Genomic DNA, 26,683 nt, shown 5'->3' with positions numbered 1-26,683 from the left:
AGACTGCTAGATGCAAAGGTCCAGAAGCTCCTCGAAGAAAGTGGCTACCTGGCTCAGGATGAAAGCTCGAATCAGACCCTTCTGGTGAGGCAGCCGGGAAACCCCATTGCCAGGCCGGTCGACAGTCAGGACATGGTCAACCAGCTGTACGTCGAGCTGATGGAACGGGGCGAAGACGTCTCTCCCGAAGCGGTCGAAAAGGCGCTTGTCGTTCTCAAGACCAAGGTAAAGCACTTCGGCAACAAGGTTCGGGTGTACTGCGCCGTTGGCTACGGTGAGCACCGGCTGAAGCGCATTATCGACCTTCGCCATGATGATGGTGCGCTGGCGGTCCTCGAAGGTGGCCAGGTTCACATTGTCCGTGATGGGGAGAAGGTCGTCATGCTCAGGCGTCCGGGGATGGCGGCCTTCCCCATGCCCGCTGAAGTGTCAGACCCGGAGCTGGATGGCCTGAACCCGCTGCTCGACCTGATCAACACGCCGGAAGAGGAGAAGTACCTGCTGCTTGCATGGATGGCCTTCGTCCTGTCGCACCCCCTGGACCCTATGGTCTCCCAGGTATTTCTGGTGCTGTTAGGCGGTCAAGGCTCGGGCAAAAGCTCATTCTGCAAGTGGGTGCTGCGCAAGTTCGTCGACCCCAGCAAGATGAGCGTGATGGCCCTGCCGCGCAACATTGATGACCTGGCGGTAGCGACCAGCTTCACCTACATGCCGATCATCGACAACGTGCGCAACCTGTCCCGTCCTATCAGCGATAGGCTCTGCAAGATGTCGACCGGTGGGGAGGTCCTGAAGCGAAAGCTCTATACGGATGCCGACCCACATGTGTCGACCCTCCAGACCAGCCTGGTGCTCAACGGTATCGTCAACCCGGTTACCGAGCCGGATCTCAGCAGCCGGTGCCTCTTCGTTCATCTGGAAGCCCTGGATGCCGATCAGCGTGTGAGTGAGGCCGAAATGGCCGACTACCTCACCGAGCATGAAGGTGGGATCTTCCGGGCACTACTGGAGCTGGCGGCTCAGGCGCTCAACGTCATGGAACATGTGGAACCTCAGCGCCCCCTGCGGATGCTGGAGTTTTCCCGTTGGCTGGCTGCTTGCGAGCACGTCATGGGCCTCGATGCGGGTTACCTCGAAGACGCCTACGCCGATAATCAGGCAAGCGCCTACGAATCCTCGATCGGGGAGCAACCGCTGGCCAATGCCCTTTACAACTTCGCGCTGCTCTACTGTGCCGATGGTCCGTGGGTAGGGACCTGTAGTGAGCTCCTGCCGCTACTGGAAGAGCTGGTCTCCGATCGGGATATTCGCGCGCACTTCCATCAGTGGCCGCACAACCCCGAGTCCCTGGGACGTCGCTTCACCCAGCATGCCGCCTCACTGGATGCCCTTGGGGTCAAGCTGGAGCGTCTGCCCCGTAGCCGCAATCGCCAGGTCAAGATCTCGCTCAAGGCTGATTGCCCCCGTCTTGCCGAGCTAACGCAAGACTAACCCGCCTGGAGGGGCTGTGGATCATCCGCAGCCCCTTTTATCCCGTTGTCACCCTACCGATCGGCCTGGCCACTGCGTCGGGTCGTCGGGTGTCGACGGGTACCGCCCAGACTTTCTCTTATCGTGTCACCACCGGTCAGGAGGAGATATGCCTGTCGTTGAGCTCACCGCCCATCTCGTCAAGCGCCTGCACTGTCCCGAAGTATAGAGCGACAATTACTCTGGCCGGCCGACGACAACTACTGTGACCGGTTGCCCTAAGCTTGACCGCTTGTCCCGACCCACCAGGGAGCCGGTATGGCGGTCACCAGCCAACAGGTCACGCTCTATATGTCGCAACGTCAACAAGGCCAGACCCAGGAGGTCGCCGCCGCCAAGGCCGGCCTCTCCGTCAGAACCGCTCGCCGCCTCGAACGCCGGGCCGAGTCCTCCGAGCCGCCGGCATCACGGCACTGGCGAACCCGGCCCGACCCCTTCGCCGATGTGTGGGAGACCACGCTCGTCCCCCAGCTGGCCGCCGCCCCGGGCTTGCAGGCACTGACCCTGCTGGAGTGGTTGCAGGAGCAGCACCCCGGCCAGTACCCGGACAGCCTGCTGCGAACCCTGCAGCGCCGGGTCAAGGGCTGGCGAGCCGCGCACGGCCCGGAGAAAGAGGTAATGTTCCCGCAAACCCATGGCCCCGGGCTGCGCGGCCTCTCCGACTTCACCGAGCTCAAGGGGATTGTCATTACCGTGGCAGGGGAGCTGCTTGATCACCGGCTCTACCACTTCCGCCTGGCCTACAGCGGCTGGTGTTATGTCCGGGTGGTGCTCGGTGGCGAGAGCTACCCCGCGCTGGCTGAAGGCCTGACCCGTGCGCTGGAGCGGCTTGGCGGTGTCCCCGCGGAGCACCGCACCGACAGCTTGTCGGCGGCCTTCCGCAACCTCGGCCGGGAGGCGGAAGCCGACCTCACCGAGCGTTATGCTGCCCTGTGCGCTCACTACGGCATGACGGCCACCCGTAATAACCCAGGGCGCGGCCATGAAAACGCCAGCATCGAGTCGCCGCATGGTCACTTCAAGCGGCGCCTGCAGCAGCGCCTGGCGCTGCGTGGCTCCCAGGACTTCGCCAGCATCGATGACTATCAGGCGTTCCTCGATGAGGTGGCCGCCGCGATCAACCGCCGCAACGCGGCCCGCATCACCGTCGAGCGTGGCGCGCTGCAGCCACTGCCCAGCCGGCCCGGTACCGACTACAGCGAGGTGACGGTGCGCGTCACTACCTCCAGCACCATCCAGGTGCGCAAGGTGCTCTACTCGGTGCCGTCCCGGCTGATCGGCGAGAACCTGCGGGTGCACCTTTACGATGATCGCTTGGTGCTGCATCACGCACAGCAAGCATTGCTGACGCTGAGGCGGCTGCATGCCACGCCGGAAAGCGGCCGGTTGCGGGTCATCGATTACCGCCATGTGATCGGCTGGCTGGTCCGCAAGCCCCGGGCGCTGGCGGGGCTGACGTTCCGCGACGACCTGTTGCCGAGTGCGGAGTGGCGCGAGCTGTACGCCCGGCTGACCGCCGCCTTGCCGGTCGCCGAGGCCTGCAAGCGCATCGTTGGCGCTCTGGCGTTGGCCGCCGAGCAGGACCAGGCCGAGGCGATCGCCAGTTACTGGCTGGGCGCCCTGGCGCGCGGGAAGAGCCCGACGCTGGCCGAGCTCCAGGCCCGCTTCGCCGCCACGCCGAGCGCCACGCTGGTTTTCCCCCAGGTGACTCAGCATGACATCGCCAGCTACAACCATCTGGTGCCCAGCGTGCCGACCACAGAGGTGGGCTGCCATGCCTGATGCCCAGACGCTGCCGCTGCTACTGCGACAGCTCCGCCTGCCCACCATGGCCGCCTGCTGGCCCCAGCTGGAAACCCGCGCCCGAGCCGAAAACTGGAGCCTGCCACAAACACTGGCCGCCCTATGCGAGCACGAGCTGGCCGAGCGTGAGCGACGCCGGCTGGCCCGGCACCTCAAGGAGGCCCGGCTGCCGGTGGGCAAGACGCTGGAGTCCTTCGAGTTCGACGCCATCGCGGCCGAGCAGCGCCGGCAACTGAGCGCCTTGGCCGGCGACACGCAGTGGGTCGACCAGGCTCACAACCTGCTGCTGTTTGGGCCCTCCGGCGTCGGCAAGAGCCACGTGGCGGCCGGGCTCGGGCATACGCTGGTCGACCAGGGTTACCGGGTGCGCTACGCCACCGCCTCAAGCCTGGTCCAGGAGCTCCAGGCTGCCAAGCAGGCACTGCGCCTGAGCGACGCCCTGATCAAGCTCGACAAGTACGCCGTGCTGGTGATCGACGATATCGGCTACGTCCAACGCAGCGAGGCCGAGACGTCAGTGCTGTTCGAGCTGATCGCCCATCGCTACGAGTCGGCCAGCCTGATCATCACCGCCAACCAGCCGTTCAGCGCCTGGGACAGTATCTTCCCCGACAGCATGATGGCAGTGGCTGCCATCGACCGGTTGGTGCACCACGCCACGCTGATGGAGCTGAGCGGGGAGAGCTACCGTAAGCGTGCTTATCAACGACAATTACAAGGAGGAAAAGCTGGGTCGTCGGACTGACGACAACTACCCACCCAACCGGCCATTTTAATTGTCGCCAAGCGGCCAAAGTAGTTGACGTCGCATACCCGAAGACAAGCGTCGTATTGAATATTGCGACCGCCAGCACCCCGGGTTCTATGTGGAGGTCAGGCGCACCACCCCCGGCAAGGGGACCTACTATCTGCGTCACACCACCGATCAGAAGAAGAACCAGCACTTCAAACTGGGCACCACGACCGAGATTTCCCTGTCTCAAGCCCGGAAGAAGGCAAAGACCTTGCGTGCCGAGCTGGTCATGGAAAAAACGCCTCAGACGGTCCACAAATCGGCCAAGGCCGTGCCGACCCTCAAGGCCTTCGTCGAGGAGCAGTATCTGGACTACATCAAGACCCGCAAGCGGTCCTGGAAGACCGACTATACCCATCTACGCAGCAAGGTGATTCCTACCTTCGGTGGCAAGCGCCTGGATGAGGTTACCCATGCCGACGTGGCGCAGTTCCACAACCGGATGCGTAACGAGGGCAGGGCACCGGCCACCTGTGATCGTCAGCTGATGATCGTTCGGGCTCTATTCGCGGTAGCCATGGAATGGGAGCTGGTCGATAGCAACCCGGCCAAGTCAGTCAAGCTGTTCAAGGAGAACAACAACCGGGAACGCTATCTGGATGAGACCGAGAGCAAGCGGCTACTGGACGTGCTGCTGCACGATAGGAATCGTCCCGTCTGTTGTATCGTGATGTTCCTGCTCAGTACCGGGGCCCGGGTAGGGGAAGCCCTCAAGGCCAAGTGGTCAGATATTGACCTCACCAAGCAGACCTGGCGGATACCGGTCAGCAACGCCAAGAGCAAGAAGGAACGGATCGTGCCGCTGAATACCTCGGCGTTACAGGTCCTGGAGGAAGCCAAGCGGGAATGCGGTGGTCAGGAGTGGATCTTCGTCAGTCCCAAGACCCAGGCACCCTTCAAGTCGATTACGCTGGTCTGGCACCGGCTACGCGACAAGGCTGGGCTACCTGACTTCCGCCTCCATGATTGCCGCCATACCTACGCCTCCAAGTTGGTCGGGGCAGGGCGCTCCCTTTACGAGGTGCAACAGATCCTTGGTCATAGCAATCCCAAGGTCACGGAACGCTACGCTCACTTGTCCCAAGACTCCCTACTGAGTGCCGCGTCGAGTGCCAACTGGACCTATGACAGCGATGATGATCACCATGAGGAGGAGAACGACGACGACCGTGCCGACGTCACTGGGGAAGACAGCGCACCAATAACGACTCCCATACGCCACGCCAGCTGACCGAGCGAGGTTCAGAGGAGCTTTCAAGGATGAGAAAATAGTGCATTTGGTTATAGATACTATTTTTGAGGCATTGGAAATCCTATGACTGAGGGTAGGGAAGCGGAGTGGCGTCTCTGCCCCCATTATGAAGAGGCGACAGCCGGATGTATCAGGGCCCCGCTACGGGGCCTATTTTGGGGCCCCTGTGGCCCTTTTTTTGATCTTGGGGCAGGGCGCTTGTCGTCATCAGGTTGATCCTTGTAGATCGGTACGGATACATTGAGTGTTCACTAATGTTAGGAGTGCTCATCATGGTCCGTATGACCGGTTATCCATTCCATTCTGATTTTTGGAAGGCCTCTTCCGGCGTCACCCACTCGATATTTAACTTTCTTCCATTCACATAAATTATTCCCTGTGAAGAGTTTGGCTTGTTATGTTGTTTTCGATAAATTATCAGAGAGTCAAGCAGTTCCATTAGGTAATGCTTGAATCCTGAGTCATTGAGGGTCTTGTATGCGTTATCATTGAGGCGCCAGGTCGCTTTTCCTAGCCGGCCATCATCGTCTGCGAAAAATACAATATCGCCAATTGCTAAGCTATCGGATAGGTGTGTAGATGCTAGTTGGTCTAGACGATATTGATCGAAATCCGGGTCGTAACTCATCGGGAACTCTCCAGGTGGTAATTGTTAAAGAAGCATAGGGACGTCGGATAGTCCGAGCTGGCTTCGTGTGGCAATTGATAGATTTTGGTAATGTTCAAAAAGCCAATCTACAAAGTCAATTCCATCCATTACTTGAATGCCGTCTTTTTCAGCTAAGGCATTAGTGCTTTCACCTGTAACAGCTGTTGTGATCAGCCAGCGTTGTGCGTCATCTTCTTCAATTGCGGAAAGTTGACGAATGCCATGAGCCCCGGTGACCCCCTGATGATGCTTTACTTGAATGAGAAGTTTCGTGGGATTGAATCGGTCCTTTCGATAAGCCTCAATATCAGCATCCGCAACGCCTTCATAGTGTCGCTTGCTTGGACGATGAACGACATATCCCTCTAGTTTCAAGAGCTCCATCACCAGCATCTCCATCCCATTCCCACCTCCAGAAAGGAATGTACTTCCTTGTTGGATGCGCTCCAGAAGCGTTTGTTTGAATGCTTCTATGGCTTCACTGTTTTCAGCTTCGTATTGGCTATTTCTGTTGCTATATCCACCAGATTCTAGTCGAGAGTATAGTGTTTCTAGTTCGTCTGAAAATTCATCGAGCGATGCAACTGCCATTCGGATCTTTAGTCGAGTTTCAAGGGCGGTTGAGAGGTCGTCGCGAGGGATTCTTTTTATCTTTCCACCCGGTTCTCGTAGATATTTTGCGCCAACTCGGTTTTCTCCATATCCTACATCTGATCCAAAGCTCTTCTCGCCAGTAGCACGTGCAAGGAGGATAGCGCGAGGAACAGGGACTACTATCAAGTCACCGGGGCGAATGTTGAAGAATCGCCGAATTTGCTTTGCTTTCCTGCCTACCTCGATATCATGATCACGGAATGCTGCCATGAGAGAGTCGGCAGTTGGGTGGTCTGAGAAATTTATTTGAGGCCAACCATATCCGGCTTGGTCATTTCTTGCTAACTCAATCGGGCTTCGTATTAGAATTACTTTGGCCAAGATAGCCTCCTTGTCTCGTTTTATGGGTCGTGATTATAATTGGTATCATTTATCTTGAGTTGTATCCCTCATGAAGGCTATCAGCTAGCTATAGAAGTCGGCAACTACATGGTCGACTTTTGGTGGCAATAGTTTTAGGTGGGGTCGTAGATAGCTCGTTCTTGGGATGTTCGGTTCTGCAAAGCTCAAGAAACAGTGTTGAGGTGTTGCTCATTGCTCACTTGTTTGTTGCCCTGCGTGACGACTACGCCAAGAAGAGGAAGTGAGGGTTTCCCGGGATACCTGACGACACCCGACGATCTGACGCTGGGGCTCTCGGTCCTCGACTGTCTCCCGAGGGTAGGGGGAAGGTAACGCTGTATCGACTGATGGATTGGCGGTAGAGGTTCATGCCGGTCACCCAGAGTGAGCACCCGCTTCGGTCCTGCTTCGGTCAGTCAGCGGTCGGTGGGATTGGCTCCCTTCTCCAGATTCCAGAGGGTTAGCCAGTGTGTGACTGTTCACTTCGGTCATGCGTCGGTCAGCCCTCTCCGGTACAGTGGTGGTCAATAAAATCCTTTGAAATCATCCGGGTAATGAGGTTTTCTGAGGTTCTGCGAGGCTCAGCTACTGCACCTTCTGCTTCCGCTGGGCGCAGTTCGTCGGCGACAAGGACCTGAAGTTCGCCTCCAATGAAGCGGATTCTCTGCACCGCTATCTGGCCGAGCACACCGAGGTCACCGACCTGCTGATGACCGGCGGCGACCCCATGGTGATGAAGGCCAAGCACCTGCGTCAGTACCTGGAGGGGCTGATGGCGCCGGAGCTGGATCACGTCCAGGACATCCGCATCGGCACCAAGAGCCTGACCTTCTGGCCCTACCGCTTCGTCACCGACCCGGACGCCGAAGATATCCTCGAGTTGTTCAGAGAGTTGGTGGCTGCCGGGAAGCATGTCGCCTTCATGGCGCACTTCAACCACTGGAAGGAGATGGACACCCCCATCTGCCGCGAGGCGATCCGTCGCATCCGGGCCACCGGGGCGGAGATCCGTACCCAGGCGCCGTTGCTCAAGCACATCAACGACGATGCCGACCAGTGGGCACGCATGTGGACCACCCAGGTGCGCCTGGGGATGATCCCGTATTACATGTTCGTGGAGCGCGATACCGGCGCCCGCCACTACTTCGAGGTGCCGCTGGTCAAGGCGTGGGAGATCTACCGCGAGGCGATGAAGCAGGTGCCGGGCCTGGCGCGCACGGCTCGTGGGCCGTCGATGTCTGCCGATCCGGGCAAGGTGGAGATCCAGGGGGTGACGGAGATCCAGGGGGAGAAGGTCTTCGTGCTGCGTTTCATCCAGGGGCGCGACAGCGACTGGGTGCAGCGTCCCTTCTTCGCCAAGTACGATGAGGCTGCCACCTGGCTCAACCACCTGGAACCGGCGCTGGGGGAGAGCGAGTTCTTCTTCGAGGCCGAGTTCGCCGCCATGAAGGACGCGAAGCAGGCGCTGATCATGAAGGCATCGTGAGGCAGCGGTGAGCTCTATTCAGCAAGGGCCGCCACGTGCGGCCCTTGCTGCATTGCATCAAGAGATTAACGCTTCATAAACGCTCGTCGGGACTAGACTAGGGGTGAACAAACCCGTCGGCCATGTTCTGCCGGCCTGGCCTCCGGTCATTATCACCGGAGAAGTTTTTTCGCTAAAGTAGAAAGGGGTGGTAGATTCGGAACCCGGTGTGGTCTCGGTCTCGCCGCTCGATTGCCGACAACGTCAAAGAGGTATGTCCATGAAACGCCATGCATTCTCTGCTGCTGCCTTCACCGGTGCGCTCCTGGGGGCCGCGATGTTCGCGTCGCCGGCCATGGCGCAGGATGAAGAGAGGTTCATCACCATCGGTACCGGTGGCCAGACCGGCGTCTACTATGTGGTCGGCCAGTCCGTCTGCCGCCTGGTGAACCGTCTGGAAGACGCTAACATCAAGTGTAATGCGCCCTCCACCGGCGGCTCGGTGGCCAACGTCAACGGCATCAAGTCCGGTCAGCTGGACATGGGCGTGGTGCAGTCCGACGTCCAGTACCAGGCTTACAACGGCACCGGCAACTTCGAGGGTGACGCCTATGAGGACCTGCGCGCGGTCTTCCGCGTCCACGGTGAGCCGCTGACCCTGCTGGCCCGTGCCGACTCCGGCATCGAGAGCCTCGATGATCTGGAAGGCAAGCGCGTCAATATCGGCAACCCCGGCTCCGGTCAGCGCAACACCATGGAAGTGGTGATGGAAGCCAAGGGATGGACCGAGGACACCTTCGCCCTGGCCTCCCAGCTGGATGCCGCCGAGCAGGCCGCCGCCCTGGCCGACAATAACGTCGATGCCATGGTCTATGTGGTGGGTCACCCCAACGGCTCCATCCAGGAGGCCACTACCACCGTGGATGCGCGCCTGATTCCGCTGACCGGCGAGGCCATCGACGGCATCGTCGAGGAGTTCCCCTACTACTCCAAGTCGGTGATTCCCGGCGGGCTCTACAAGGGCAATGACGACGACGTCGAGACCTTCGGCGTGGCGGCGACCTTCGTGACCACCGCCCAGGCCGACGAGGACATCGTCTACCAGACCGTCAAGGCGATCTTCGACAACTTCGACCGCTTCAAGCGGCTGCACCCGGCCTTCGAGGGTCTCGACCCGGAAGAGATGGTCTCCTCGGGCCTCTCCGCTCCGCTGCATGACGGCGCTGCTCGCTACTATCGCGAGCAAGGCTGGATCGAGTGATCCGAGAATCTGAGGTGATGTCACCTCGGTGAAGAATGCGCGGTCACCCGAGGGGGCCGCGCATTCTATTTGGGATGCCCAAGGGCATCACCGCAAGGGTTCCCAGGGCAAACGTTACAGAGCAGGGCTCGCTTATGACTGAGGACAACAAGAGGACCGCCGGGCAGGAGGTCGACCTGGAGGATATGGTCGCCTCGAGCGATTCCGGTGCCCGCAAGCCGGCCGGGACGCCGGGCAAGCTGCTGGTCAGCATTGCCGCCGCCTGGTCGCTCTTTCAGCTGTGGATCGCGTCCCCGCTGCCGTTCATGCTGGGGTTCGGCGTCTTCAACGCCACCGAGTCTCGCTCCATTCACCTGGCCTTTGCGCTCTTTCTGGCCTATATGGCCTATCCGGCGCTCAAGCGTTCGCCCCGCGATCGCATCCCCATCCAGGACTGGGTCCTGGCGACGGTGGCGGCACTCTGCGGCGCCTACATGTTCATGTTCTACGAGCAGCTGGCCCAGCGCCCCGGTGCGCCGATCCTGCAGGACGTGATCATCGGCGTGGCGGGTATCCTGCTGCTGCTTGAGGCCACACGACGAGCGCTCGGTCCGCCGTTGGCCATCATCGCCTCGGTCTTCATCTTCTATTCGCTGGCCGGGCCCTGGATGCCGGGTATCCTCTCCCATCGCGGGGTCAGCCTGTTCGGCCTGGTCAACCACCAGTGGCTGACGACCCAGGGGGTCTTCGGCATCGCGCTCGGGGTCTCGACCAGCTTCGTCTTCCTGTTCGTTCTGTTCGGTGCCCTGCTCGACAAGGCCGGCGCCGGTAACTATTTCATCAAGGTCGCTTTCTCGCTGCTTGGCCACTACAAGGGTGGGCCGGCCAAGGCCGCCGTGGTGGCCTCGGGCATGACCGGGCTGATCTCCGGTTCTTCCATCGCCAACGTGGTGACCACCGGCACCTTCACCGTGCCGATGATGAAGCGCGTCGGCTTCTCGGCCGAGAAGGCCGGGGCGGTGGAGGTCTCCTCCTCGGTCAACGGCCAGATCATGCCGCCGGTCATGGGGGCTGCGGCCTTCCTGATGGTCGAATATGTGGGTATCTCCTACGTGGAGGTTATCCAGCACGCCTTCCTGCCGGCACTGATCTCCTATATCGCACTGGTCTATATCGTCCACCTCGAGGCCCTCAAGGCCGGCCTGCAGGGGCTGGAGAGCAGCAATCCGCCCAAGCCCCTGGTGCGCAAGGCGATCGGCTTCCTGGCGGGCCTGCTGCTGATGATGATCACGGCCCTTGTGGTCTACTATGGCCTGGGCTGGCTCAAGCCGGTGCTGGGTGATGCCACCCCCTGGGTAGTGGCCGTGGGGCTCGCGGTGATCTATGTGGGGCTGCTCAAGGTCGCCTCGAACTATCCCGAGCTGGAGCTCGACGACCCGGACACCCCGATCTACAAGCTGCCCCAGACCCGGCCCACGGTGATGGTCGGCCTGCAGTTCATCCTGCCCGTGATCGTGCTGATCTGGTGCCTGATGGTGGAGCGTCTCTCGCCGGGGTTGTCGGCCTTCTGGGCCACGGTGTTCATGGTCTTCATCATTCTCACCCAGCGCCCCATCACCGCGATCTTCCGCGGTCGCAGTGAGATGGCGACGGACCTCCGCGAGGGGGCCCTGGACCTGTGGAACGGCCTGGTGGCCGGTGCCCGCAACATGATCGGCATCGGCATCGCCACCGCTACCGCCGGCATCATCGTCGGCGCGGTCTCCCAGACCGGAGTTGGCCTGGTGCTGGCCGACGTGGTGGAGATCCTCTCCATGGGCAACCTGATGTTGATCCTGATCTTCACCGCGCTGCTCAGCCTGATTCTCGGCATGGGCCTGCCGACCACGGCCAACTACATCGTGGTGTCGGCGCTGCTGGCCCCGGTGATCGTGCAACTGGGCGAGCAGAACGGCCTGTTGGTGCCGCTGATCGCGGTGCATCTGTTCGTGTTCTACTTCGGCATCATGGCAGACGTCACACCACCGGTGGGGCTGGCCTCCTTTGCCGCGGCCGCGGTCTCGGGCGGCGACCCGATCCGCACCGGCTTCCAGGCCTTCTACTACAGCCTGCGTACCGCGGCGCTGCCGTTCCTGTTCATCTTCAACACCGACCTGCTGCTGATCGATGTCTCACCCCTGCAGGGCGTGGTGATCTTCGTGGTATCGACCATCGCCATGCTGATCTTCGCCGCGGCCACCCAGGGCTTCATGATCGCCCGCAACCGCTGGTACGAGTCCGTCGTGCTGCTGCTGGTGGCCTTCACCCTGTTTCGGCCCGGCTTCTGGATGGACCGGATCCACGACCCCTACCAGGAGATTCCGCCGGCACAGTTCGTCGAGGCGCTGGGCAGCGTCGACGAGGAGAGCACCCTGCGCCTTCAGATCCTCGGCGAGGATGACTTCGGCGACCCGCTGACCGCCTACATGCAGCTGCCGGTGCCGGAGGGCGAGAGCGGCGCGGAGCGCCTCGACAACCTGGGCCTGATGCTGCTGATCGAGGACGACAAGGCCATCGTCGACATGGTGGCCTATGGCAGCCAGGCCTCGGACCTGGGCTTCGACTTTGACCAGGAGATCATCGAGGTGCTGGCGCCGGTGGACCGCTGGACCAAGGAGCTGATGTGGATTCCGGCCTTCCTGGTGTTCGGCTTGATCGTAGTGATGCAGCGACGGCGGCGGGATCGCAGTGTCGCCGTGCCGTCAGCCTGAGGGGAGAGAGCGTCATGTACCAGAAGATCATGTTAACGGTGGACCTCAATGAGGAGTCCTCCTGGGCCAAGGCGCTGCCGACCGCGGTGGCGCTGTGCCGCAGCTTCGGTGCCTCGTTGCACGTGGTGACGGTGCTGCCGGACTACCGCATGCCGCTGGTCGGCTCCTACTTTCCCAAGGACTTCGCCAAGAAGGCCCGTGGCGCACTCTCGGATGCCCAGCACGAGTTCATCCGAGAACACGTGCCCGAGGACATCAAGACCCAGAGCGTCATCGTCGATGGTTCACCCTGGGAGGCGATCGTCAAGGCGGCCAAGAAACTCGAGGTCGACCTGATCGTCATGGCCTCCCATAACAAGCGTAAGTTCGCCGATTACGTGCTCGGTCCCAACGCCGAACACGTGGTGCACCACTCCAAGGTGTCGGTGATGATCGTGCGCTGAGTGCGGATGGCTCTCGCCACCTCATCCGGCCTTGCGGAGGGCCCCGACCCGGTGTCGGGGCCCTCCGCGTTTGCGTGTGGCGCAGAGCGTGAAAAAAGCAAGCGCGACTGCCTGCAGAATTGACTCCGATCAACTAGATTAAGAAAGAGTTAACGGGGCAAGGCCTCGTTAACCTGTTTCGATGGGCCGGACCCGAGCCGGGCCATCCGCGCAGCGCCCGAGCCGGTCGGGCGGTAATCGGTGAAGAGAGGTGACACATGAATGCGGCAACCGCGAAAGCACATGGCACGTCGGCAGCGGCTGGCGTCAGGATCACCATCCGTCTGGTGGGCATGGAGCGTCCCAGGGCCTGGCTCGCCGCCGGCATCGAGGACTTCCGGCAGGCCGCCGCGGTCAGTCTCGCCTATGGCATGTTCTGGGTAGGGCTGAGTATCGCGGTCACCGTCGGGGCCATCTATCTGGGGCTGTGGCACTGGCTGCTGCCGCTGGTGGCCGGTTTCATGTTCATCGGCCCCCTGGTGGCGGTAGGCTCCTACGGCATCAGCCGTGCCCTGGAGGCCAATCGCGCTCCGCACCTGGGCGATGCCCTCGGCGCCTGGCGCCCCCATGCCGGCCAGCTGGCGATGATGGGCGTGATGCTGATGCTGGTGTTGCTGGCCTGGTTCAATATCGCGATTCTGCTGTTCGCGATCTTCTTCGGTCTCAAGGTGCCGAGTCCCGATGCCCTCTATGCGGCGCTGCTGACGACCCCCGAGGGGCTCGGCATGATCGCCGTCGGCACCGTGCTGGGAGGGTTCCTGGCCTTCGGTGCCTTCGCCATCAGCGTAGTGGCGATTCCCACCTTGATGGATCGCGACCTCACCTTCATGGAGGGGATTGAGGCCAGCGTGAGGGCCGTATCGCGCAACTTCCGTCCGATGCTGCTGTGGGCCGCCATCCTCACCGGCTGTGTGCTGGTCGGGGTGCTGACCTTCTATATCGGCCTGGCGCTGATCCTGCCGGTGCTGGGCTTCGCCAGCTGGCATGCTTACGAGGACCTGGTGGTGATCAAGTCCCAGGAGGAGGGCTGCGAGTTGCATAGCTGATCGGCTTGGAGCTTCTCTCGTCGAGGCACGGATCTCTTGAACGACTATGCTGGGGGGCATGAATGCCCCCCGGCTTTTATGGGTATCTGTTTACCTGCCTGCTGTGAGTCTGTCATGCCACGTTCCCTGCCCGCTGCCGCCCTGCTGGCCTTCCTTGCTCTCTTCGTCGAGCCGCTCCTGGCCCAGTCCGCCCCCTCAGCCCAGCTCGAGTCGCTGCAGCATAAGTGGCATGCCTGCCTGGTGGAGGCCGAGGAGGAGCTCGAAGCCATGCTGGCCTGTGCCGATACGGCCGAGGCGGGTTGGCGTGAGCAGGTCGAGCGGCTCACGGGACGGTTGGGCCGTGCGTTGGGAGAAGAGTCCCGCGAGGCCCTGGCGCTGTCGGAGCAGGCCTGGCAGGCCAGTCGTGAGGCGGACCTGACGTTGCTGGAGGCCTACCATGCCCAGTTGCAGGAGGTGGAGCTGGGCAGGCCGGGCATGCTCGAGCTTTCCCACCGACTGCAGCGCAATGCCATCTTCGAGGCGCGGGCCAACCTGCTGCTGCGTCTGCTCGACGGCCTGGGGTCTCTGCCCGCTCCCGAACTGCCGCCTTCGTCGAGCTGACCATGGTGTCATGATGGGGTAGTCTGGCGTCCAGAATCTGCCTCCAAGGGGCCCCATCATGCGCCTGTCGATCATCGCCCTCTCGCTGGCCTGTCTGCCGGTACTCGCCATCGGCGAAGAGCTGCCGGCACCCGAGGGAAGGGTCCTGCTCTCCATCAGCGGTGATATTGCCCATCCCAATGTTGGTGGAGAGGCGTTCTTCGACCGCTCGATGCTGATGGCGCTTTCGCCCCTTGTGGTCTGCACCCGTACCCCCTGGCACCGTGAGTCGGGCTGTTTTCAGGGGCCGCTGCTGCGTGATGTACTCGCCGCAGCGGGGGTCGCGGCCGATAGCATCGTGGTGCAGTCTCTCAATGAATACCGGGCAGAGATTCCCGTGGAGGAGCTGCACGACTACGACGTGATCCTGGCCATGAGGCGTGATGGCGAGCCGGTGCCGATTCGCGAGTTTGGGCCGCTATTCGTGCTCTACCCCTTCGATGATCATCCGGAGTTGCATAACGAGGCGGTGCGATTCCGCTCGGTATGGCACGTGGCGGAGATCCATGCGCCCTGAGCAGGCGGTGTCAGCGGGACGTCGCCCATGCTGAAGTTGCCCCTGCGGCTGAGGCTGGGGGCGATCAGTGCCCTGGTGCTGTTCGCCGCAGCTCTGGTCGTGGTGGGCCTGGTCTCCTGGCGCCAGGACAGCCTGGCGGGCAGCGTCGGCGGCGATGCCGTCTGGCATGCCTACAAGCTTGACCGGGATACCGTGCAGATGCGCAGCTATCTCGCCCAGCCCGAAGCGGTCCTCTCCGGACTGCGGCTGCGCTTCGAGCTCTTCTACAGCCGCCTGACCCTGATACGCCAGGGCGATGTCACCGAGCTGGTCGCCCAGATTCCCGCCGCCGTCGACCTCATCGATGAGATCGAGGCGCGCATCGAGGCGCTGGACGACGCCATCGCCGGGCTCGACTCCCTGGAGGGAGAGGCCCGGCAGGACCTGGAGCAGCGCCTGGAGGTGCTGGGCAACCGCACCGAGCGCCTGGTGATCGCCATCAATGGCTACCTGGCGAAGAGTGCGACCCACGAGCGGCGCCAGCTGCAGTGGCTCTATGGCCTGCTGCTGGTGCTGATCCTTGCCATGAGCTTCGCCGCCCTGCTGGTGGCGATGATGCTGTTTCGCGAGGCGCACGACAGCGCCGCCGCCCGCCGCGACCTGGAGAAGCTCAGCCACAAGCTGCAGGCCACCGCGCGGCGCGCGGAGTCGGCGAGCCGGGCCAAGTCGGATTTCCTGGCCACCGTGAGCCACGAGATTCGTACCCCGCTCAATGGCGTCATCGGCATGAGTCACCTGCTGCTGGAGGAGCCCCTGGAGGAGCACCCACGGCAGTATGCGACCACCATCCACGACAGCGCCAACTTGTTGCTGGGGCTGATCAACGAGCTGCTGGACTTCTCCAAGATCGAGGCCGGCCGGCTCGACCTGGAATACCAGCCGCTGTCGCTTGCGGCCCTGCTGGAGGGCTCGGTGTCGATCTTCTCCGCGCGCGCCGAGTCATGCGGGATCGGCCTCGAGGCGCGGGTATCCGAGATGCTGCCCGCCTGGGTGATGGGGGATCCGGCGCGGCTGCGTCAGGTACTGCTCAACCTGGTCTCCAATGCCGTGAAGTTCACCGACCAGGGGCGGGTTGTCCTCGAGGCGTCGCTCGAGGATGACGAGACCCTGCGGCTGGAAGTGCGCGACTCCGGTTGTGGCATCCCCGCCGAGCAGCGTGAGCGCATCTTCGAACCCTTCCTCCAGGGCGATGCCTCTACTGCACGGCGCTTCGGCGGTACCGGGCTGGGCCTGGCGATCTCACGCCGACTGGTCGATGCCATGGGGGGCAGCATCGACGTGCAGAGCGAGCCCGGTGTCGGTAGTCGCTTCTGGTGCCTGCTGCCGCTGGTGCCTGCCGCCGAGCCGTCACAGGCGGCCGCGACGGGCCCGGTCGAGCTCGGCCAGCTACAGGGGGCACGCTTGCTGGTAGTGGAGGACAATCCGGTCAATCAGCAAGTCGCCCAGGCGATGCTCGAGCGATTGGAGTGTCGCGTCAGCCTGGCCGAGTCCGGCGAGGCGGCACTGGCCCTGACCGAGCGCCGCTCCTTCGACCTGATCTTCATGGATGTGCAGATGCCCGGCATGGACGGCCTGGAGGTGACCCGCCGGTTACGCCAGCGCCACGGCTGGTCGGCCGAGGTGCCCATCGTGGCCATGACTGCCGGCGGACCGGGGGGCGAGCGGGCGCGTTGCCTGGCCGCGGGGATGAATGGCTACCTCACCAAGCCGCTGCTCCTGGAGGCCCTGCTGGAGGTGCTGGGGCGCCACCTGGGGGGTAGCACCTCGGCGCCGGCCGCCGCCATGAGCCAGGAGACGCTGGTCGATTCACGGATCCTGGTGTCGCTGCTCGACTCCTTCGGTGAACCTGGGCTGGTGCCAGTGGTGGTGCTGTACCGCGACCAGGCCGAGGCACATCTCGCCCAGCTCGATTCGGCCCTGGCGGCGGGTGACGCCGAGGGGATGCGGCATGTGGCGCACCAGCTGAAGGGAGAGTCCGCGAGCCTGGGAGCGGTGAAGGTGGCGGGACTGGCGGCACGGCTCGAGCGACTCGCCGCCGAGGAGACGCTCGCGGCGGCGCGTCCCGCCCTTCGGGAGCTAGATGCCTGCCTGGCCGCCACCCTGGCCTCCCTGGCTCGCTGGACGGGAGCCCTCTCGGACTGACCCTCGGATGTTGTGGCCGCGCCGGTTGCCGACCTACACTGGCTGTCTGCTTAGCCTCCGGAGTCGATGATGCGCCCCGATCCTGCCCCGTGCCCCGGCGGCTCCCCCCTGTGCAGCGCGGTCTCGCGGCATGCCGACCCTGCGGCCGCCGTGGCTGAACTCGGCGAGGCGCTGTGCCATCCGGCGCTGGGCTTCGTGCTCTTCTTCTGCAGCGCCGACTATCCCCTCGAGGGCCTGTCCCGGGCGCTCACGCACACCTTCGGGCGGGTGCCGGTGGTGGGGTGCACCACGGCCGGCGAGATCAGCCCGGCAGGCTATGAGCGCGGTTGCATCGTGGCCATCGGCCTGTCGCAGGAGTCCTTTGCGGTCGCCTGCGCCCCGGTGATGGACCTGGATCGTTTCGACCTTCTCGCGGCCCAGCGGCTGGTGGATGGTCTGCTGGAAGAGTGTCGCGACGCGGTGCCGGACAGCGCGGGACGCTTCGCCCTGACCCTGCTCGACGGCCTCTCCAGTCGCGAGGAACAGGTGCTGGCCACCCTGGAGGCCGCGCTGGGTAGCATCCCCGGCTTCGGCGGCTCCGCCGGTGACGACAACCGCCTGGCGCGCACCCACGTCTATGCCGAGGGTCGCTTCCACCCCCGGGCGGCGGTGGTGGTGATGGTGGCGACGCGGCTGCCCTTCGAGGTCTTCACCACCCACCACTTGCAGCCGCTTGACCATAAGCTGGTGGTCACCCGGGCGGACAGCGCGACGCGTCGGGTGCTCGAGCTCAATGCGCTGCCCGCGGCCGAAGAGTATGCGCGGCTGGTGGGCGTGCCGGTGGCGGCGCTGGATGCCGAGGCCTTTGCCCTGCATCCGCTGGCGGTGCGCATCGCCGATGCCCACTACGTGCGGTCGGTGCAGCGGGTCAACCCCGATGGCAGCCTGAGCTTCTACTGTGCCGTGGAGACCGGCATCGTGCTCACCGCCATGCGCCCCACGCCGATGCTCGAGCAACTCGAGGCGGTCCTCGATGGCCTGGCGCAGCGCCTTGGCGAGCCGGCCCTGGTGATCGGCTGCGATTGTTTCCTGCGCCGGCTCGAGATCGAGGCGCGCGGAGAGCTGGCGACCGCATCGCGGCTGCTGTCGCGCTCCCGGGTCATCGGTTTTAACACCTACGGCGAGCAGCACCATGGCATGCACCTCAACCAGACCTTTACCGGAGTCGCCATTGGATCCGCGACGCGCCCCTGAGGCCTCCGCCTCGCCGCAGGCGCTGGCCGAGGAGAACGCCCGGCTGCGGCGCATCTGTAGCGCCCTGATCGAACGTGTGGAGTCGGGAGGCGTGCCCCACGGAGGGCCCTATGGCGCCTTCGAGCATTCGGTGCTGCTCGCCGAGCAGGTACGTGAGCGCACCGAGACGCTGCAGCGTACCCTGGCCGCCCTGGAGCGCTCCCGGGCCGAGGCCGAAGCGGCCAACCTCTCCAAGACCCGATTCCTCGCCGCGGTGAGCCACGACCTGCTGCAGCCGCTCAACGCGGCCCGGCTCTTCGCCAGCGCCCTGGAGGGGCACCGCCTGCCCGACGAATCGCACCGCCTGGTCGGCAGTATCAACCGCGCGCTCAAGGACGTCGAGGCGCTGATCGGCAGCCTAGTGGACATCTCGCGGCTCGATGCCGGGGTGCTGCGGCCGGATGTGACCAGCTTCCCCGCTGAGGAACTGCTCGGCGTGCTGGCCGAGGAGTATCGCCAGGTCGCCGCCAGCCGGGGGCTCGAGTTGCGCCATGTGCCGAGTGGTGCGGTGATCACCTCCGACCTGGCGCTGCTGGCGCGGGTGGTGCGCAACTTCCTGAGCAACGCCATTCGCTATACCCGTCACGGGCGTATCCTGCTGGGCTGTCGGCGGCGTGGCGATGGGTTGGAGATCGTGGTCGGGGATACCGGTCCGGGCATCGCCCCGGCCCAGCAGCGCGTGATCTTCGATGAGTTCCATCGGCTCGGTGCCGGCGGAGCAGACGACGACCGCGGCCTCGGGTTGGGGCTGGCGATCGTCGAGCGCATCGCCGGCATGCTGGGCCACCCGCTGGGCCTGGCCTCACGCCCGGGGCAGGGGTCGCTGTTCTCGCTGCGGGTGCCCTACGGTACAGCACCGGCCACTCCCCAGGCGGTCGGGCACGAGACGCCGGGGCCACTGGCCGGAGCGCGTGTCTGGGTGATCGACAATGATGCCGATATCCGCGATGGCATGGTCGCCCTGCTGGGTGGCTGGGGATGCCGGGTGACAAGCGCTGCCACCCCCCAGCGGCTGGAGGGCATGCCGCCGGAGGTGCTGTTGGTGGACTATCACCTCGGCGAGGGGCAGCCGGATGGCCTGGCGGTGGCCGGTCGGCTGCGGCGGCGCTACCCGGGGCTCCCGGTGGTGGTGATCACCGCCAACCACGATGCGGCCCTCAAGGCCCGCATCCGCGAGGCGGGTTACGCCTGCCTGCACAAGCCGCTCAAGCCACTGCGGCTGAGGGTATTGCTGGGCACCCTGCTGGAGGCTCAGCGCCCCCGCCGTGAGACCAGGTAGGCGGGCAGGTCGAGCTCCCCTGCGAGCAGCACGGCCTGGACGCGGCTGGTAACGCCGAGACGGCGCAGGATCGCCGAGACGTGGGTCTTCACCGTGGTCTCGGCGATACCCAGCTTGCGAGCGATGGCCTTGTTGGAGGCGCCGTGGCCGAGCTCCTTCAGTACCTCGAGCTGCTTGTCGGTAAGCCTCGCCAGGGGCGCGTCGAGGGGTGCCGGCGGCGAATCGCGCCTGCTGAGAGGCGGGCGGCGCATCACCTGGGGGGGCAAGTAGAGATGGCCCTCAAGGATGCGCTCCAGCGCGGCCAGCAGGTCGTCGCGGGGTGTCGACTTGGGGATGTAGCCCACCGCGCCGAGCTCGATCGCCTCGAGCACTGTGCGCCGATCCTGTTCGGCGGAGAGGATCGCCACCGGCAGGTCGGGCAGGGCGTCACGGAGCCGCGCCAGGCCATCGAGCCCGGCGGCATCGGGGAGCCCCAGGTCGAGCAGCAGCAGGTCGAGGCTCGCCTCGTGGCGCTGTGCCTCGCGCATGGCCTGGGCCAGGCTGTCGGCCTCCAGTAGCCTGCTCTCGGGAAGGCCGGCGGCGATCACCGCGGCGATCGCCTCGCGAAACAGCGGGTGGTCGTCGGCGACCATCAGGGTGGTCATGGCATGCTCCTGGTTGGGGCCCTCCTACTTATGGAGGAGGGCATCTCCTGCCACCGGAGTATGTCGCAGATCGCGATGGCGACCAACACTGACAGGGCACATCCTCAATAACGACAATGTTCAGGAGCCTGCCATGATCTACGCCAATCCCGGCGAGTCCGGCGCCGTCATCGCTTTCGAGAAACGCTACGGCAACTATATCGGCGGCGAGTTCGTGCCACCGGTGAAGGGTCAGTACTTCGATAACGTCAGCCCGGTCAACGGCGAGGTGTTCTGCCAGATCCCGCGCTCGAGTGCCGAGGATATCGACCTGGCGCTGGATGCCGCCCACGCCGCCGCGCCCGCCTGGGGCAAGACCTCCGCCGCCGAGCGCTCCAACATCCTGCTCAGGATCGCCGATCGCATCGAGCAGAATATCGAGATGCTGGCCGTGGCCGAGACCTGGGACAACGGCAAGGCGGTGCGCGAGACCCTCAACGCCGACCTGCCGCTGGCCGTCGACCACTTCCGCTACTTCGCTGGCTGCATCCGCGCCCAGGAAGGCACCGCCGCCGATATCGATGCCAATACCGTGGCCTACCACTTCCACGAGCCGCTGGGCGTGGTGGGGCAGATCATTCCCTGGAACTTCCCGCTGCTGATGGCGGTGTGGAAGCTGGCGCCGGCCCTGGCCGCCGGCAACTGCGTGGTGCTCAAGCCCGCCGAGCAGACCCCGGCCTCGATACTGGAGCTGATGAAGCTGGTCGGCGACCTGCTGCCGCCGGGGGTGGTCAACGTGGTCAACGGCTACGGTGCCGAGGCGGGCCAGGCGCTGGCCGGAAGCAAGCGCATCGCCAAGATCGCCTTCACCGGCTCGACCCCGGTAGGGGCGCATATCCTCAAGTGCGCCGCGGAAAACATCATCCCCTCCACCGTGGAGCTGGGTGGCAAGTCGCCCAACATCTACTTCGCCGACATCATGAACGCCGAGCCCGCGTTCATCGACAAGGCCGCGGAAGGCCTGGTGCTGGCCTTCTTCAACCAGGGCGAGGTGTGTACCTGCCCGTCCCGGGCGCTGATCCAGGAGTCGATGTACGACGCCTTCATGGCCAAGGTGATGGAGAAGGTCGGGCAGATCAAGCGCGGCAACCCGCTGGATACCGACGTCCAGGTGGGCGCCCAGGCCTCCCAGGAGCAGTTCGACAAGATCATGTCCTACATGGCGATCGCCCGCGACGAGGGTGCCGAGGTGCTCACCGGCGGCGACAAGGCGAGCTTCGATCCCGCCTACGACAACGGCTTCTATATCCAGCCGACCCTGCTCAAGGGCCACAACAAGATGCGGGTCTTCCAGGAGGAGATCTTCGGCCCGGTGGTGGCGGTGACCACCTTCAAGGACGAGGAGGAGGCCCTGGCCATCGCCAACGACACCGAGTTCGGCCTGGGCGCCGGGGTGTGGAGTCGCGATATCAACGTCGCCTTCCGCATGGGGCGTGGCATCCAGGCTGGTCGCGTGTGGACCAACTGCTACCACCAGTACCCGGCCCACGCCGCCTTCGGCGGCTACAAGAAGTCCGGTGTCGGCCGCGAGACTCACAAGGTGGCCCTCGAGCACTACCAGCAGACCAAGAACCTGCTGGTCAGCTATGACATCAATCCTCTGGGCTTCTTCTAGGCCCTGGCCTTCGGGGGCAGCGCCGCGCCGGGCCGCTGCCCCCTCAGGACGCATCAGAATGAGCGGCTCCACCGCTTTCGCCCCCTGGCGAGACATGGTGAGACGGACGTCATCCGGTCGTCCGACCTATCGAGGAGAGACAGCATGGACAACACGATGAAGGCCGCCGTGGTACGTAAGTTCGGCGAGCCGCTGGTGATCGAGGAGGTGGCAGTGCCGCGTCCGCAGCAGGGGGAGGTCCTGGTGAAGGTGGCCGCTTCCGGCGTCTGCCATACCGACCTGCACGCCGCCCACGGGGACTGGCCGGTCAAGCCCAACCCGCCCTTTATCCCCGGCCATGAGGGCGTGGGCCACGTGGTGGCAGTGGGGGAGGGCGTCTCCCATGTCAAGGAGGGTGACCGCGTCGGCGTGCCCTGGCTCTATTCCGCCTGCGGCCACTGCGAGCACTGTCTCGGCGGCTGGGAGACCCTGTGCGAATCGCAGCAGAACACCGGCTACTCGGTCAACGGAGGCTTCGCCGACTATACCCTGGCCGATGCCGGCTACGTCGGGCGGCTGCCGGATAGCGTCGGCTTCCTGGAGATCGCGCCGGTGTTGTGCGCCGGGGTCACCGTCTACAAGGGGCTGAAGATGACCGATGCCCGTCCCGGCCAGTGGGTGGTGATCTCAGGCATCGGTGGCCTCGGGCATATGGCGGTGCAGTACGCTCGCGCCATGGGCTTCAATGTGGCCGCGGTGGACGTCGATGACGCCAAGCTGGCCCACGCCGAGCGGCTGGGGGCGGCGGTCACCGTCAACGCCTTGAAGACCGACCCCGCGGCCTACCTGAAGCGTGAGATCGGCGGCGCCCACGGCGCGCTGGTCACGGCGGTGTCGCCCCAGGCCTTCGACCAGGCCCAGCGCATGCTGCGCCGCGGCGGTACCCTGGTGCTCAACGGGTTGCCCCCCGGCGACTTCCCGCTGCCGATCTTCGACACCGTGCTCAACGGCATCACCGTCCGCGGCTCCATCGTCGGCACCCGCCAGGACCTGCAGGAGGCGCTGGACTTCGCTGGCGAAGGCAAGGTCAAGGCCACGGTGTCCACCGATCGCCTCGACAACATCAACGCGGTCTTCCAGCGCATGATCGACGGCAAGATCGAGGGCCGCGTGGTGCTCGACATGGCCTGAGTCACGCCATCCGGGAGGAAGCCAAGGGGCGCGACGACCGTCGCGCCCCTTTTTATGGTGTTTACGACGTTTACGACCCGCGCGACTCGACGGCGCCCGCCTGTCAGGCCCGGGGGCTTCACCGCGGTGCGTCTGCTGCGCCCTCGACCTCCTGCAGAAGCCGGCCCAGGCGCACGCCCAGGGCCAGCTCCTCCTCGACGCCGAAAAGGCGGTGGCGTAGCCGGCCGTGGGCGTCGATCAGCAGCGTGGTGGGGGTGCCCTCCAGCGCCCAGGCGCGCATCGTGCGTGGCCGAGGATCACCGTCGGCGCTGGCAGCGTCGATGGCCACCGGGAAGGTATAGCGGTACTCGGCCAGAAACGCCCCCAGCGCCAGGGGCATCATCGCCGCGTGGTGCTCGAACACGCTGTGCAGCCCTATCACCGTCAGCGGGGCGTCGACCAGCAGTCGCGTCACCCGCTGGGCCTGAGGCAGGCCGTGCATGGCGCAGCCCGGGCACAGCATCTGGAAGACATGGATCATCACCACCCGGCCACGCAGCATGCCCAGGGTCAGCGGCGTGTCGCAGTTGAGCCAGCGGCTTACCTGCCAGTCGGGCAGTGCGGTCATGGGCTCGCCTCGTCAGCGATCGATAGCTTCGTTTCACTATGGACGAGGTGGCGCCCCGGCGCCATGCGGTGTTGCCCACGGGCAGCGTCAGCACGCGCCGTCGGCGGCGGCCAGCCAGCGCTCGGCGAGTCGCCGTCCCCGGGGCAGGTCCCGTACCACGGCCAGGCAACCGGCTTCACGTCGCAGCCCGGCGCGGCCCAGCTTGCTCACCTGGCGTGCTGCCATGTCGACGAAGATCAGGCCAATGCGGCGTGAACGCAGCTCCTCGGCCAGCGCCTGCAGCGAGACGATGGCGGTGGCATCGAGGCTGGGGACGTCGCGCATGTCGAGCAGCACGACCCGAATCTCCGGGTCGACCACCCGCAGCGACGAGATGGCCTTCTCGGCGGCGCCGAAGAACAACGGGCCGTCGATCGCGTAGAGCGCGACGCCGTGGGGAAGCTCACCGGGCACGTCTCGGTCTTCTTCGTCCAGGCGACGGGTCTGGGTCACCTCGGCCATGCGGCGAATGAACAGCGCCGCCGCCAGCGCCATGCCCACCGCCACCGCCAGTACCATGTCGAATACCACCGTCAGCGCGAAGCAGATCACCAGGATCGCCACGTCGCTGCCCGGCGCGCTCTTCAGGGTATGCACGAAGTGGCGCGCCTCGCTCATGTTCCAGGCGATGATGAACAGCAGTGCGGCGAGGGCTGCCATGGGCACCAGGGCCAGCACGCCCGCCAGCACCACCACCGCCAGCAGCACCACCAGGGCATGGACCACCGCGGCCACCGGTGAGAAGGCCCCGCTACGGATATTGGTGGCGGTGCGCGCCAGTGCCGCGGTGGCGGTGATGCCGCCGAAGAAGGGGGCGATAAGGTTGCCCAGTCCCTGGCCCAGCAGCTCGGCGTTGGGGTCGTGACGGGTGCGGGTGAGGCCATCGGCCACCACCGCGCAGAGCAGCGACTCGATGGCCCCCAGCATGGCGATGGCCAGTGCCGGGCCCAGCAGCTCGCGGATCAGTGCGAAGTCCACCACCAGCGGCATGCCGTCCGGTCCGGGTAGCTGCCAGGGCAGCATCAGGCTCGGCGCGAAGGGGGGAATGCCGCTGCCGCTTTCCCCCTGCAGGCTCCAACTGAAACGCGCAGCGATGGTGTCGACCTCGACGCCGAGCGGGGTGACCGCCAGGGCCGCCAGGGTGCCCACGGCGAGTCCCGCCAGCGGCGCGGGGATCGCCAGGCGCAGGCGGGGCCAGAGGATCAGGGTGGCCAGGGTGATCAGGCCGATCCCCAGCTCCGCGGGGTCGAGTCCCGGCACCGCCCGGGCGATGGTGGCCGCATTGCCGAGGGTGCCTTCGCCCAGTTCCACCTCCAGGCCGAGGAAGTCGGGCAGTTGCAGCAGCGCGATCACCACGGCGATGCCGGCGGTGAAGCCGAGCACCACCGGGTAGGGCACAAACTGGATCAGGCTGCCCAGGCGGGCGAGTCCCAGGGCCACCAGGATCAGTCCGGCCATCAGGGTGGCGATCAACAAGCCACCGATGCCGTGGTTGGCGACGATGGGAAACAGGATGACCACGAAGGCGGCGGTGGGGCCGGAGACGTTGAAGCGTGAGCCCCCGGTCAGGGCGATGATGGCACCGGCGACGATGGCGGTGTAGAGACCGTGCTGGGGTGGCACGCCGGTGGCGATGGCCAGGGCCATGGAGAGCGGCACCGCGACGATGCCGATGGTCAGTCCGGCGAGCAGGTCGCGACGCAGCTCGGCCAGGCCGTAGCCCTGGCGCCAGGCGGCGACCAGGGCACTGCCGGGCAGCGGGAGACGATAGCCGAAACCGTCGGAGGCGCGGGGCATGACAACTCCTTTGCGTGCTAAAGAGCGGTAGGTATTACGCTACGCCCTGGTGTTGCGATGCCGCAAGGCTCCTTATGTCGCAGGCTAGCCCGCTCGAACACGACAACGCCCGGCACGGGGCCGGGCGTTGTCGCAGTCGCAGGCGCAGTCGGTGGTCGAGGCGCGGTCAGTCCTCGGCGCAGTCGCCGCCCCTGCCGCCACGCCGGTCATCGCCGTGGCCACCGCGCTGGCCATAGGCCTCGCGGGCGATGCGCTCCATCTCCTCGATCTGCTCCACGCTGAGCACCTCGGCGAGGGCCTCGCGATGCTCGTCGCGCAGCGCCTGGTAGGCCTCGCGGCGCTCCTCGCGGGAGTCGAAGTCGCGGTTGCGCAGTTCGGTCATATCGGCGTAGTGGGACTGGCGCAGCTCGCGCAGGGCCTCGCGCTCCTCAGCGGAGAGGTCCCAGCCGTCGACCATCTCGGTCATGTGTTGCTGCAGGGCCTTGGCGCGATGCGGCCTTTGCGTGTTGCGATACTCCTCGCGCATCTCGCGGCGGGCCTCGTCGAGGGCGGCCTGCTGGTCATCGCTGAGCAGCTCGGCGACATGGTCGCGATGCGTCTCGCGCAACTCGGCCATGGCCTCGCGATGCTCGTGGTAGGCGTTTTCCAGCGCCTCGCGGGTCTCGGCGTCGAGGTCGGCGCGCTCGAAGAGTGCCGCACGCCTCTCGGCATGGTGTTCGGCGCGGGCCTCCTGCCACTGCTGGCGCTGCCCGGCGCGCTCGTTGTCGCCGGGTGCGGCGGTGGCCTGAAGCGCCAGCGGGGCGATGGCGATGGCGAGGAGGGCGGGGGCAAGGATCCGGCGAGAGAGTCGGGTCTGCATGGGGAAACTCCTGTTCTTC

Annotated in this window: 22 protein-coding genes; 16 read left to right on the top strand and 6 right to left on the bottom strand. The window is 64.8% G+C overall.

Annotated elements, in window-relative coordinates; translation table 11 throughout:
* Window positions 1-132 precede the first annotated feature (132 nt).
* The 4 genes from NFH66_RS12590 to NFH66_RS12575 all read left to right on the top strand — a co-directional run bounded on the left by NFH66_RS12590 (window position 133) and on the right by NFH66_RS12575 (window position 5,357).
* Complete coding sequence (locus NFH66_RS12590) at window positions 133-1,491, top strand: AICE element replication initiation protein (protein WP_349610573.1); 1,359 nt, start codon at window positions 133-135, stop codon at window positions 1,489-1,491.
* Window positions 1,492-1,788: 297 nt separating this feature from the next.
* Window positions 1,789-3,312 carry an IS21 family transposase gene (gene istA / locus NFH66_RS12585; protein ID WP_349610572.1) on the top strand — a complete coding sequence of 508 codons (1,524 nt, stop codon included), beginning with the start codon at window positions 1,789-1,791 and terminating at the stop codon, window positions 3,310-3,312.
* The gene (gene istB, locus NFH66_RS12580; RefSeq protein ID WP_133483961.1) at window positions 3,305-4,078 is read left to right on the top strand and encodes an IS21-like element helper ATPase IstB; all 774 of its coding nucleotides are present in this window, start codon (window positions 3,305-3,307) and stop codon (window positions 4,076-4,078) included. Before istA ends, istB begins: the two co-directional genes overlap by 8 nt.
* 64 nt (window positions 4,079-4,142) lie before the next feature.
* Complete coding sequence (locus NFH66_RS12575; protein ID WP_349611733.1) at window positions 4,143-5,357, top strand: site-specific integrase; 1,215 nt, start codon at window positions 4,143-4,145, stop codon at window positions 5,355-5,357.
* Between the two features lie 310 nt (window positions 5,358-5,667).
* Here NFH66_RS12575 and NFH66_RS12570 read toward each other — a convergent pair whose 3' ends face one another.
* Together NFH66_RS12570 and NFH66_RS12565 are read right to left on the bottom strand one after the other, a co-directional pair.
* Window positions 5,668-6,006 (bottom strand): hypothetical protein, encoded by a 339-nt coding sequence (locus NFH66_RS12570; protein ID WP_349610571.1) that lies wholly within the window; start codon window positions 6,004-6,006, stop codon window positions 5,668-5,670.
* Window positions 6,007-6,030: 24 nt separating this feature from the next.
* The gene (locus NFH66_RS12565; protein WP_349610570.1) at window positions 6,031-7,002 is read right to left on the bottom strand and encodes a restriction endonuclease; all 972 of its coding nucleotides are present in this window, start codon (window positions 7,000-7,002) and stop codon (window positions 6,031-6,033) included.
* Between the two features lie 730 nt (window positions 7,003-7,732).
* Here NFH66_RS12565 and NFH66_RS12560 point away from each other — a divergent pair.
* The 10 genes from NFH66_RS12560 (at window position 7,733) to NFH66_RS12515 (ending at window position 19,894) form a co-directional block, all read left to right on the top strand.
* Window positions 7,733-8,509: a KamA family radical SAM protein gene (locus NFH66_RS12560; RefSeq protein ID WP_349610569.1), complete on the top strand. Its 777-nt coding sequence runs from the start codon at window positions 7,733-7,735 to the stop codon at window positions 8,507-8,509.
* A 259-nt stretch (window positions 8,510-8,768) separates the two neighbouring features.
* A complete protein-coding gene (locus NFH66_RS12555; RefSeq protein WP_349610568.1) occupies window positions 8,769-9,749 on the top strand; it encodes a TAXI family TRAP transporter solute-binding subunit in 981 nt (326 codons plus the stop codon).
* Window positions 9,750-9,883: 134 nt separating this feature from the next.
* On the top strand, window positions 9,884-12,478 hold the full coding sequence (locus tag NFH66_RS12550; protein ID WP_349610567.1) for a TRAP transporter permease: 2,595 nt from the start codon (window positions 9,884-9,886) through the stop codon (window positions 12,476-12,478).
* A gap of 14 nt (window positions 12,479-12,492) precedes the next feature.
* Window positions 12,493-12,921, top strand: coding sequence for a universal stress protein (locus NFH66_RS12545; protein WP_349610566.1), 429 nt, complete (start codon window positions 12,493-12,495; stop codon window positions 12,919-12,921).
* Window positions 12,922-13,178: 257 nt separating this feature from the next.
* Window positions 13,179-14,006, top strand: coding sequence for a DUF2189 domain-containing protein (locus NFH66_RS12540; RefSeq protein ID WP_349610565.1), 828 nt, complete (start codon window positions 13,179-13,181; stop codon window positions 14,004-14,006).
* 114 nt (window positions 14,007-14,120) lie between these two features.
* Window positions 14,121-14,606, top strand: coding sequence for a lysozyme inhibitor LprI family protein (locus tag NFH66_RS12535; RefSeq protein WP_349610564.1), 486 nt, complete (start codon window positions 14,121-14,123; stop codon window positions 14,604-14,606).
* A 58-nt stretch (window positions 14,607-14,664) separates the two neighbouring features.
* Entirely contained in the window at window positions 14,665-15,162 is a 498-nt protein-coding gene (locus tag NFH66_RS12530) for a putative pterin-binding protein (protein WP_349610563.1), read from the top strand.
* Window positions 15,163-15,189: 27 nt separating this feature from the next.
* Window positions 15,190-17,343, top strand: a complete 2,154-nt coding sequence (locus tag NFH66_RS12525) for an ATP-binding protein (RefSeq protein WP_349610562.1) — start codon at window positions 15,190-15,192, stop codon at window positions 17,341-17,343.
* A 69-nt stretch (window positions 17,344-17,412) separates the two neighbouring features.
* Complete coding sequence (gene nosP / locus NFH66_RS12520) at window positions 17,413-18,576, top strand: nitric oxide-sensing protein NosP (RefSeq protein WP_349610561.1); 1,164 nt, start codon at window positions 17,413-17,415, stop codon at window positions 18,574-18,576.
* Window positions 18,554-19,894 carry an ATP-binding response regulator gene (locus tag NFH66_RS12515; protein WP_349610560.1) on the top strand — a complete coding sequence of 447 codons (1,341 nt, stop codon included), beginning with the start codon at window positions 18,554-18,556 and terminating at the stop codon, window positions 19,892-19,894. The genes nosP and NFH66_RS12515 overlap by 23 nt, the downstream gene beginning before the upstream one ends.
* Here NFH66_RS12515 and NFH66_RS12510 read toward each other — a convergent pair.
* Window positions 19,867-20,538, bottom strand: coding sequence for a response regulator (locus NFH66_RS12510; protein WP_349610559.1), 672 nt, complete (start codon window positions 20,536-20,538; stop codon window positions 19,867-19,869). The two genes, NFH66_RS12515 and NFH66_RS12510, sit on opposite strands and share 28 nt — an antisense overlap.
* Window positions 20,539-20,671: 133 nt before the next feature.
* Between NFH66_RS12510 and exaC the strand changes: the two genes are divergently transcribed.
* A complete protein-coding gene (exaC, locus tag NFH66_RS12505) occupies window positions 20,672-22,192 on the top strand; it encodes an acetaldehyde dehydrogenase ExaC (protein ID WP_349610558.1) in 1,521 nt (506 codons plus the stop codon).
* A 144-nt stretch (window positions 22,193-22,336) separates the two neighbouring features.
* Window positions 22,337-23,362, top strand: coding sequence for an alcohol dehydrogenase AdhP (adhP, locus tag NFH66_RS12500; RefSeq protein WP_349610557.1), 1,026 nt, complete (start codon window positions 22,337-22,339; stop codon window positions 23,360-23,362).
* A gap of 118 nt (window positions 23,363-23,480) precedes the next feature.
* On the opposite strand, the gene NFH66_RS12495 is transcribed toward adhP, so the two are convergent.
* The 3 genes from NFH66_RS12495 to NFH66_RS12485 form a co-directional block, all read right to left on the bottom strand.
* The gene (locus tag NFH66_RS12495) at window positions 23,481-23,969 is read right to left on the bottom strand and encodes a thioredoxin domain-containing protein (protein WP_349610556.1); all 489 of its coding nucleotides are present in this window, start codon (window positions 23,967-23,969) and stop codon (window positions 23,481-23,483) included.
* An 87-nt stretch (window positions 23,970-24,056) separates the two neighbouring features.
* On the bottom strand, window positions 24,057-25,805 hold the full coding sequence (gene dauA, locus NFH66_RS12490; protein WP_349610555.1) for a C4-dicarboxylic acid transporter DauA: 1,749 nt from the start codon (window positions 25,803-25,805) through the stop codon (window positions 24,057-24,059).
* A gap of 166 nt (window positions 25,806-25,971) precedes the next feature.
* On the bottom strand, window positions 25,972-26,664 hold the full coding sequence (locus NFH66_RS12485) for a hypothetical protein (RefSeq protein ID WP_349610554.1): 693 nt from the start codon (window positions 26,662-26,664) through the stop codon (window positions 25,972-25,974).
* Window positions 26,665-26,683 lie beyond the last annotated feature (19 nt).

The sequence above is a fragment of the Halomonas sp. H10-9-1 genome (assembly GCF_040147005.1).
In the GTDB taxonomy this organism is placed as follows: Bacteria; Pseudomonadota; Gammaproteobacteria; order Pseudomonadales; family Halomonadaceae; genus Halomonas.
Note: the sequence above shows the minus strand (reverse complement) of the source record. Positions and strands in the feature narration are given on the sequence as shown.

Bases quoted from the DNA above. Each gene is read 5' to 3' on its own strand.
- NFH66_RS12590 (WP_349610573.1), top strand. From the start codon at position 133: ATGGTCAACCAGCTGTACGTCGAGCTGATGGAACGGGGCGAAGACGTC.
- istA (WP_349610572.1), top strand. From the start codon at position 1,789: ATGGCGGTCACCAGCCAACAGGTCACGCTCTATATGTCGCAACGTCAA.
- istB (WP_133483961.1), top strand. From the start codon at position 3,305: ATGCCTGATGCCCAGACGCTGCCGCTGCTACTGCGACAGCTCCGCCTG.
- NFH66_RS12570 (WP_349610571.1), bottom strand. From the start codon at position 6,006: ATGAGTTACGACCCGGATTTCGATCAATATCGTCTAGACCAACTAGCA.
- NFH66_RS12560 (WP_349610569.1), top strand. From the start codon at position 7,733: ATGACCGGCGGCGACCCCATGGTGATGAAGGCCAAGCACCTGCGTCAG.
- NFH66_RS12555 (WP_349610568.1), top strand. From the start codon at position 8,769: ATGAAACGCCATGCATTCTCTGCTGCTGCCTTCACCGGTGCGCTCCTG.
- NFH66_RS12550 (WP_349610567.1), top strand. From the start codon at position 9,884: ATGACTGAGGACAACAAGAGGACCGCCGGGCAGGAGGTCGACCTGGAG.
- NFH66_RS12545 (WP_349610566.1), top strand. From the start codon at position 12,493: ATGTACCAGAAGATCATGTTAACGGTGGACCTCAATGAGGAGTCCTCC.
- NFH66_RS12540 (WP_349610565.1), top strand. From the start codon at position 13,179: ATGAATGCGGCAACCGCGAAAGCACATGGCACGTCGGCAGCGGCTGGC.
- NFH66_RS12535 (WP_349610564.1), top strand. From the start codon at position 14,121: ATGCCACGTTCCCTGCCCGCTGCCGCCCTGCTGGCCTTCCTTGCTCTC.
- NFH66_RS12530 (WP_349610563.1), top strand. From the start codon at position 14,665: ATGCGCCTGTCGATCATCGCCCTCTCGCTGGCCTGTCTGCCGGTACTC.
- NFH66_RS12525 (WP_349610562.1), top strand. From the start codon at position 15,190: ATGCTGAAGTTGCCCCTGCGGCTGAGGCTGGGGGCGATCAGTGCCCTG.
- nosP (WP_349610561.1), top strand. From the start codon at position 17,413: ATGCGCCCCGATCCTGCCCCGTGCCCCGGCGGCTCCCCCCTGTGCAGC.
- NFH66_RS12510 (WP_349610559.1), bottom strand. From the start codon at position 20,538: ATGACCACCCTGATGGTCGCCGACGACCACCCGCTGTTTCGCGAGGCG.
- exaC (WP_349610558.1), top strand. From the start codon at position 20,672: ATGATCTACGCCAATCCCGGCGAGTCCGGCGCCGTCATCGCTTTCGAG.
- adhP (WP_349610557.1), top strand. From the start codon at position 22,337: ATGGACAACACGATGAAGGCCGCCGTGGTACGTAAGTTCGGCGAGCCG.
- NFH66_RS12495 (WP_349610556.1), bottom strand. From the start codon at position 23,969: ATGACCGCACTGCCCGACTGGCAGGTAAGCCGCTGGCTCAACTGCGAC.
- dauA (WP_349610555.1), bottom strand. From the start codon at position 25,805: ATGCCCCGCGCCTCCGACGGTTTCGGCTATCGTCTCCCGCTGCCCGGC.
- NFH66_RS12485 (WP_349610554.1), bottom strand. From the start codon at position 26,664: ATGCAGACCCGACTCTCTCGCCGGATCCTTGCCCCCGCCCTCCTCGCC.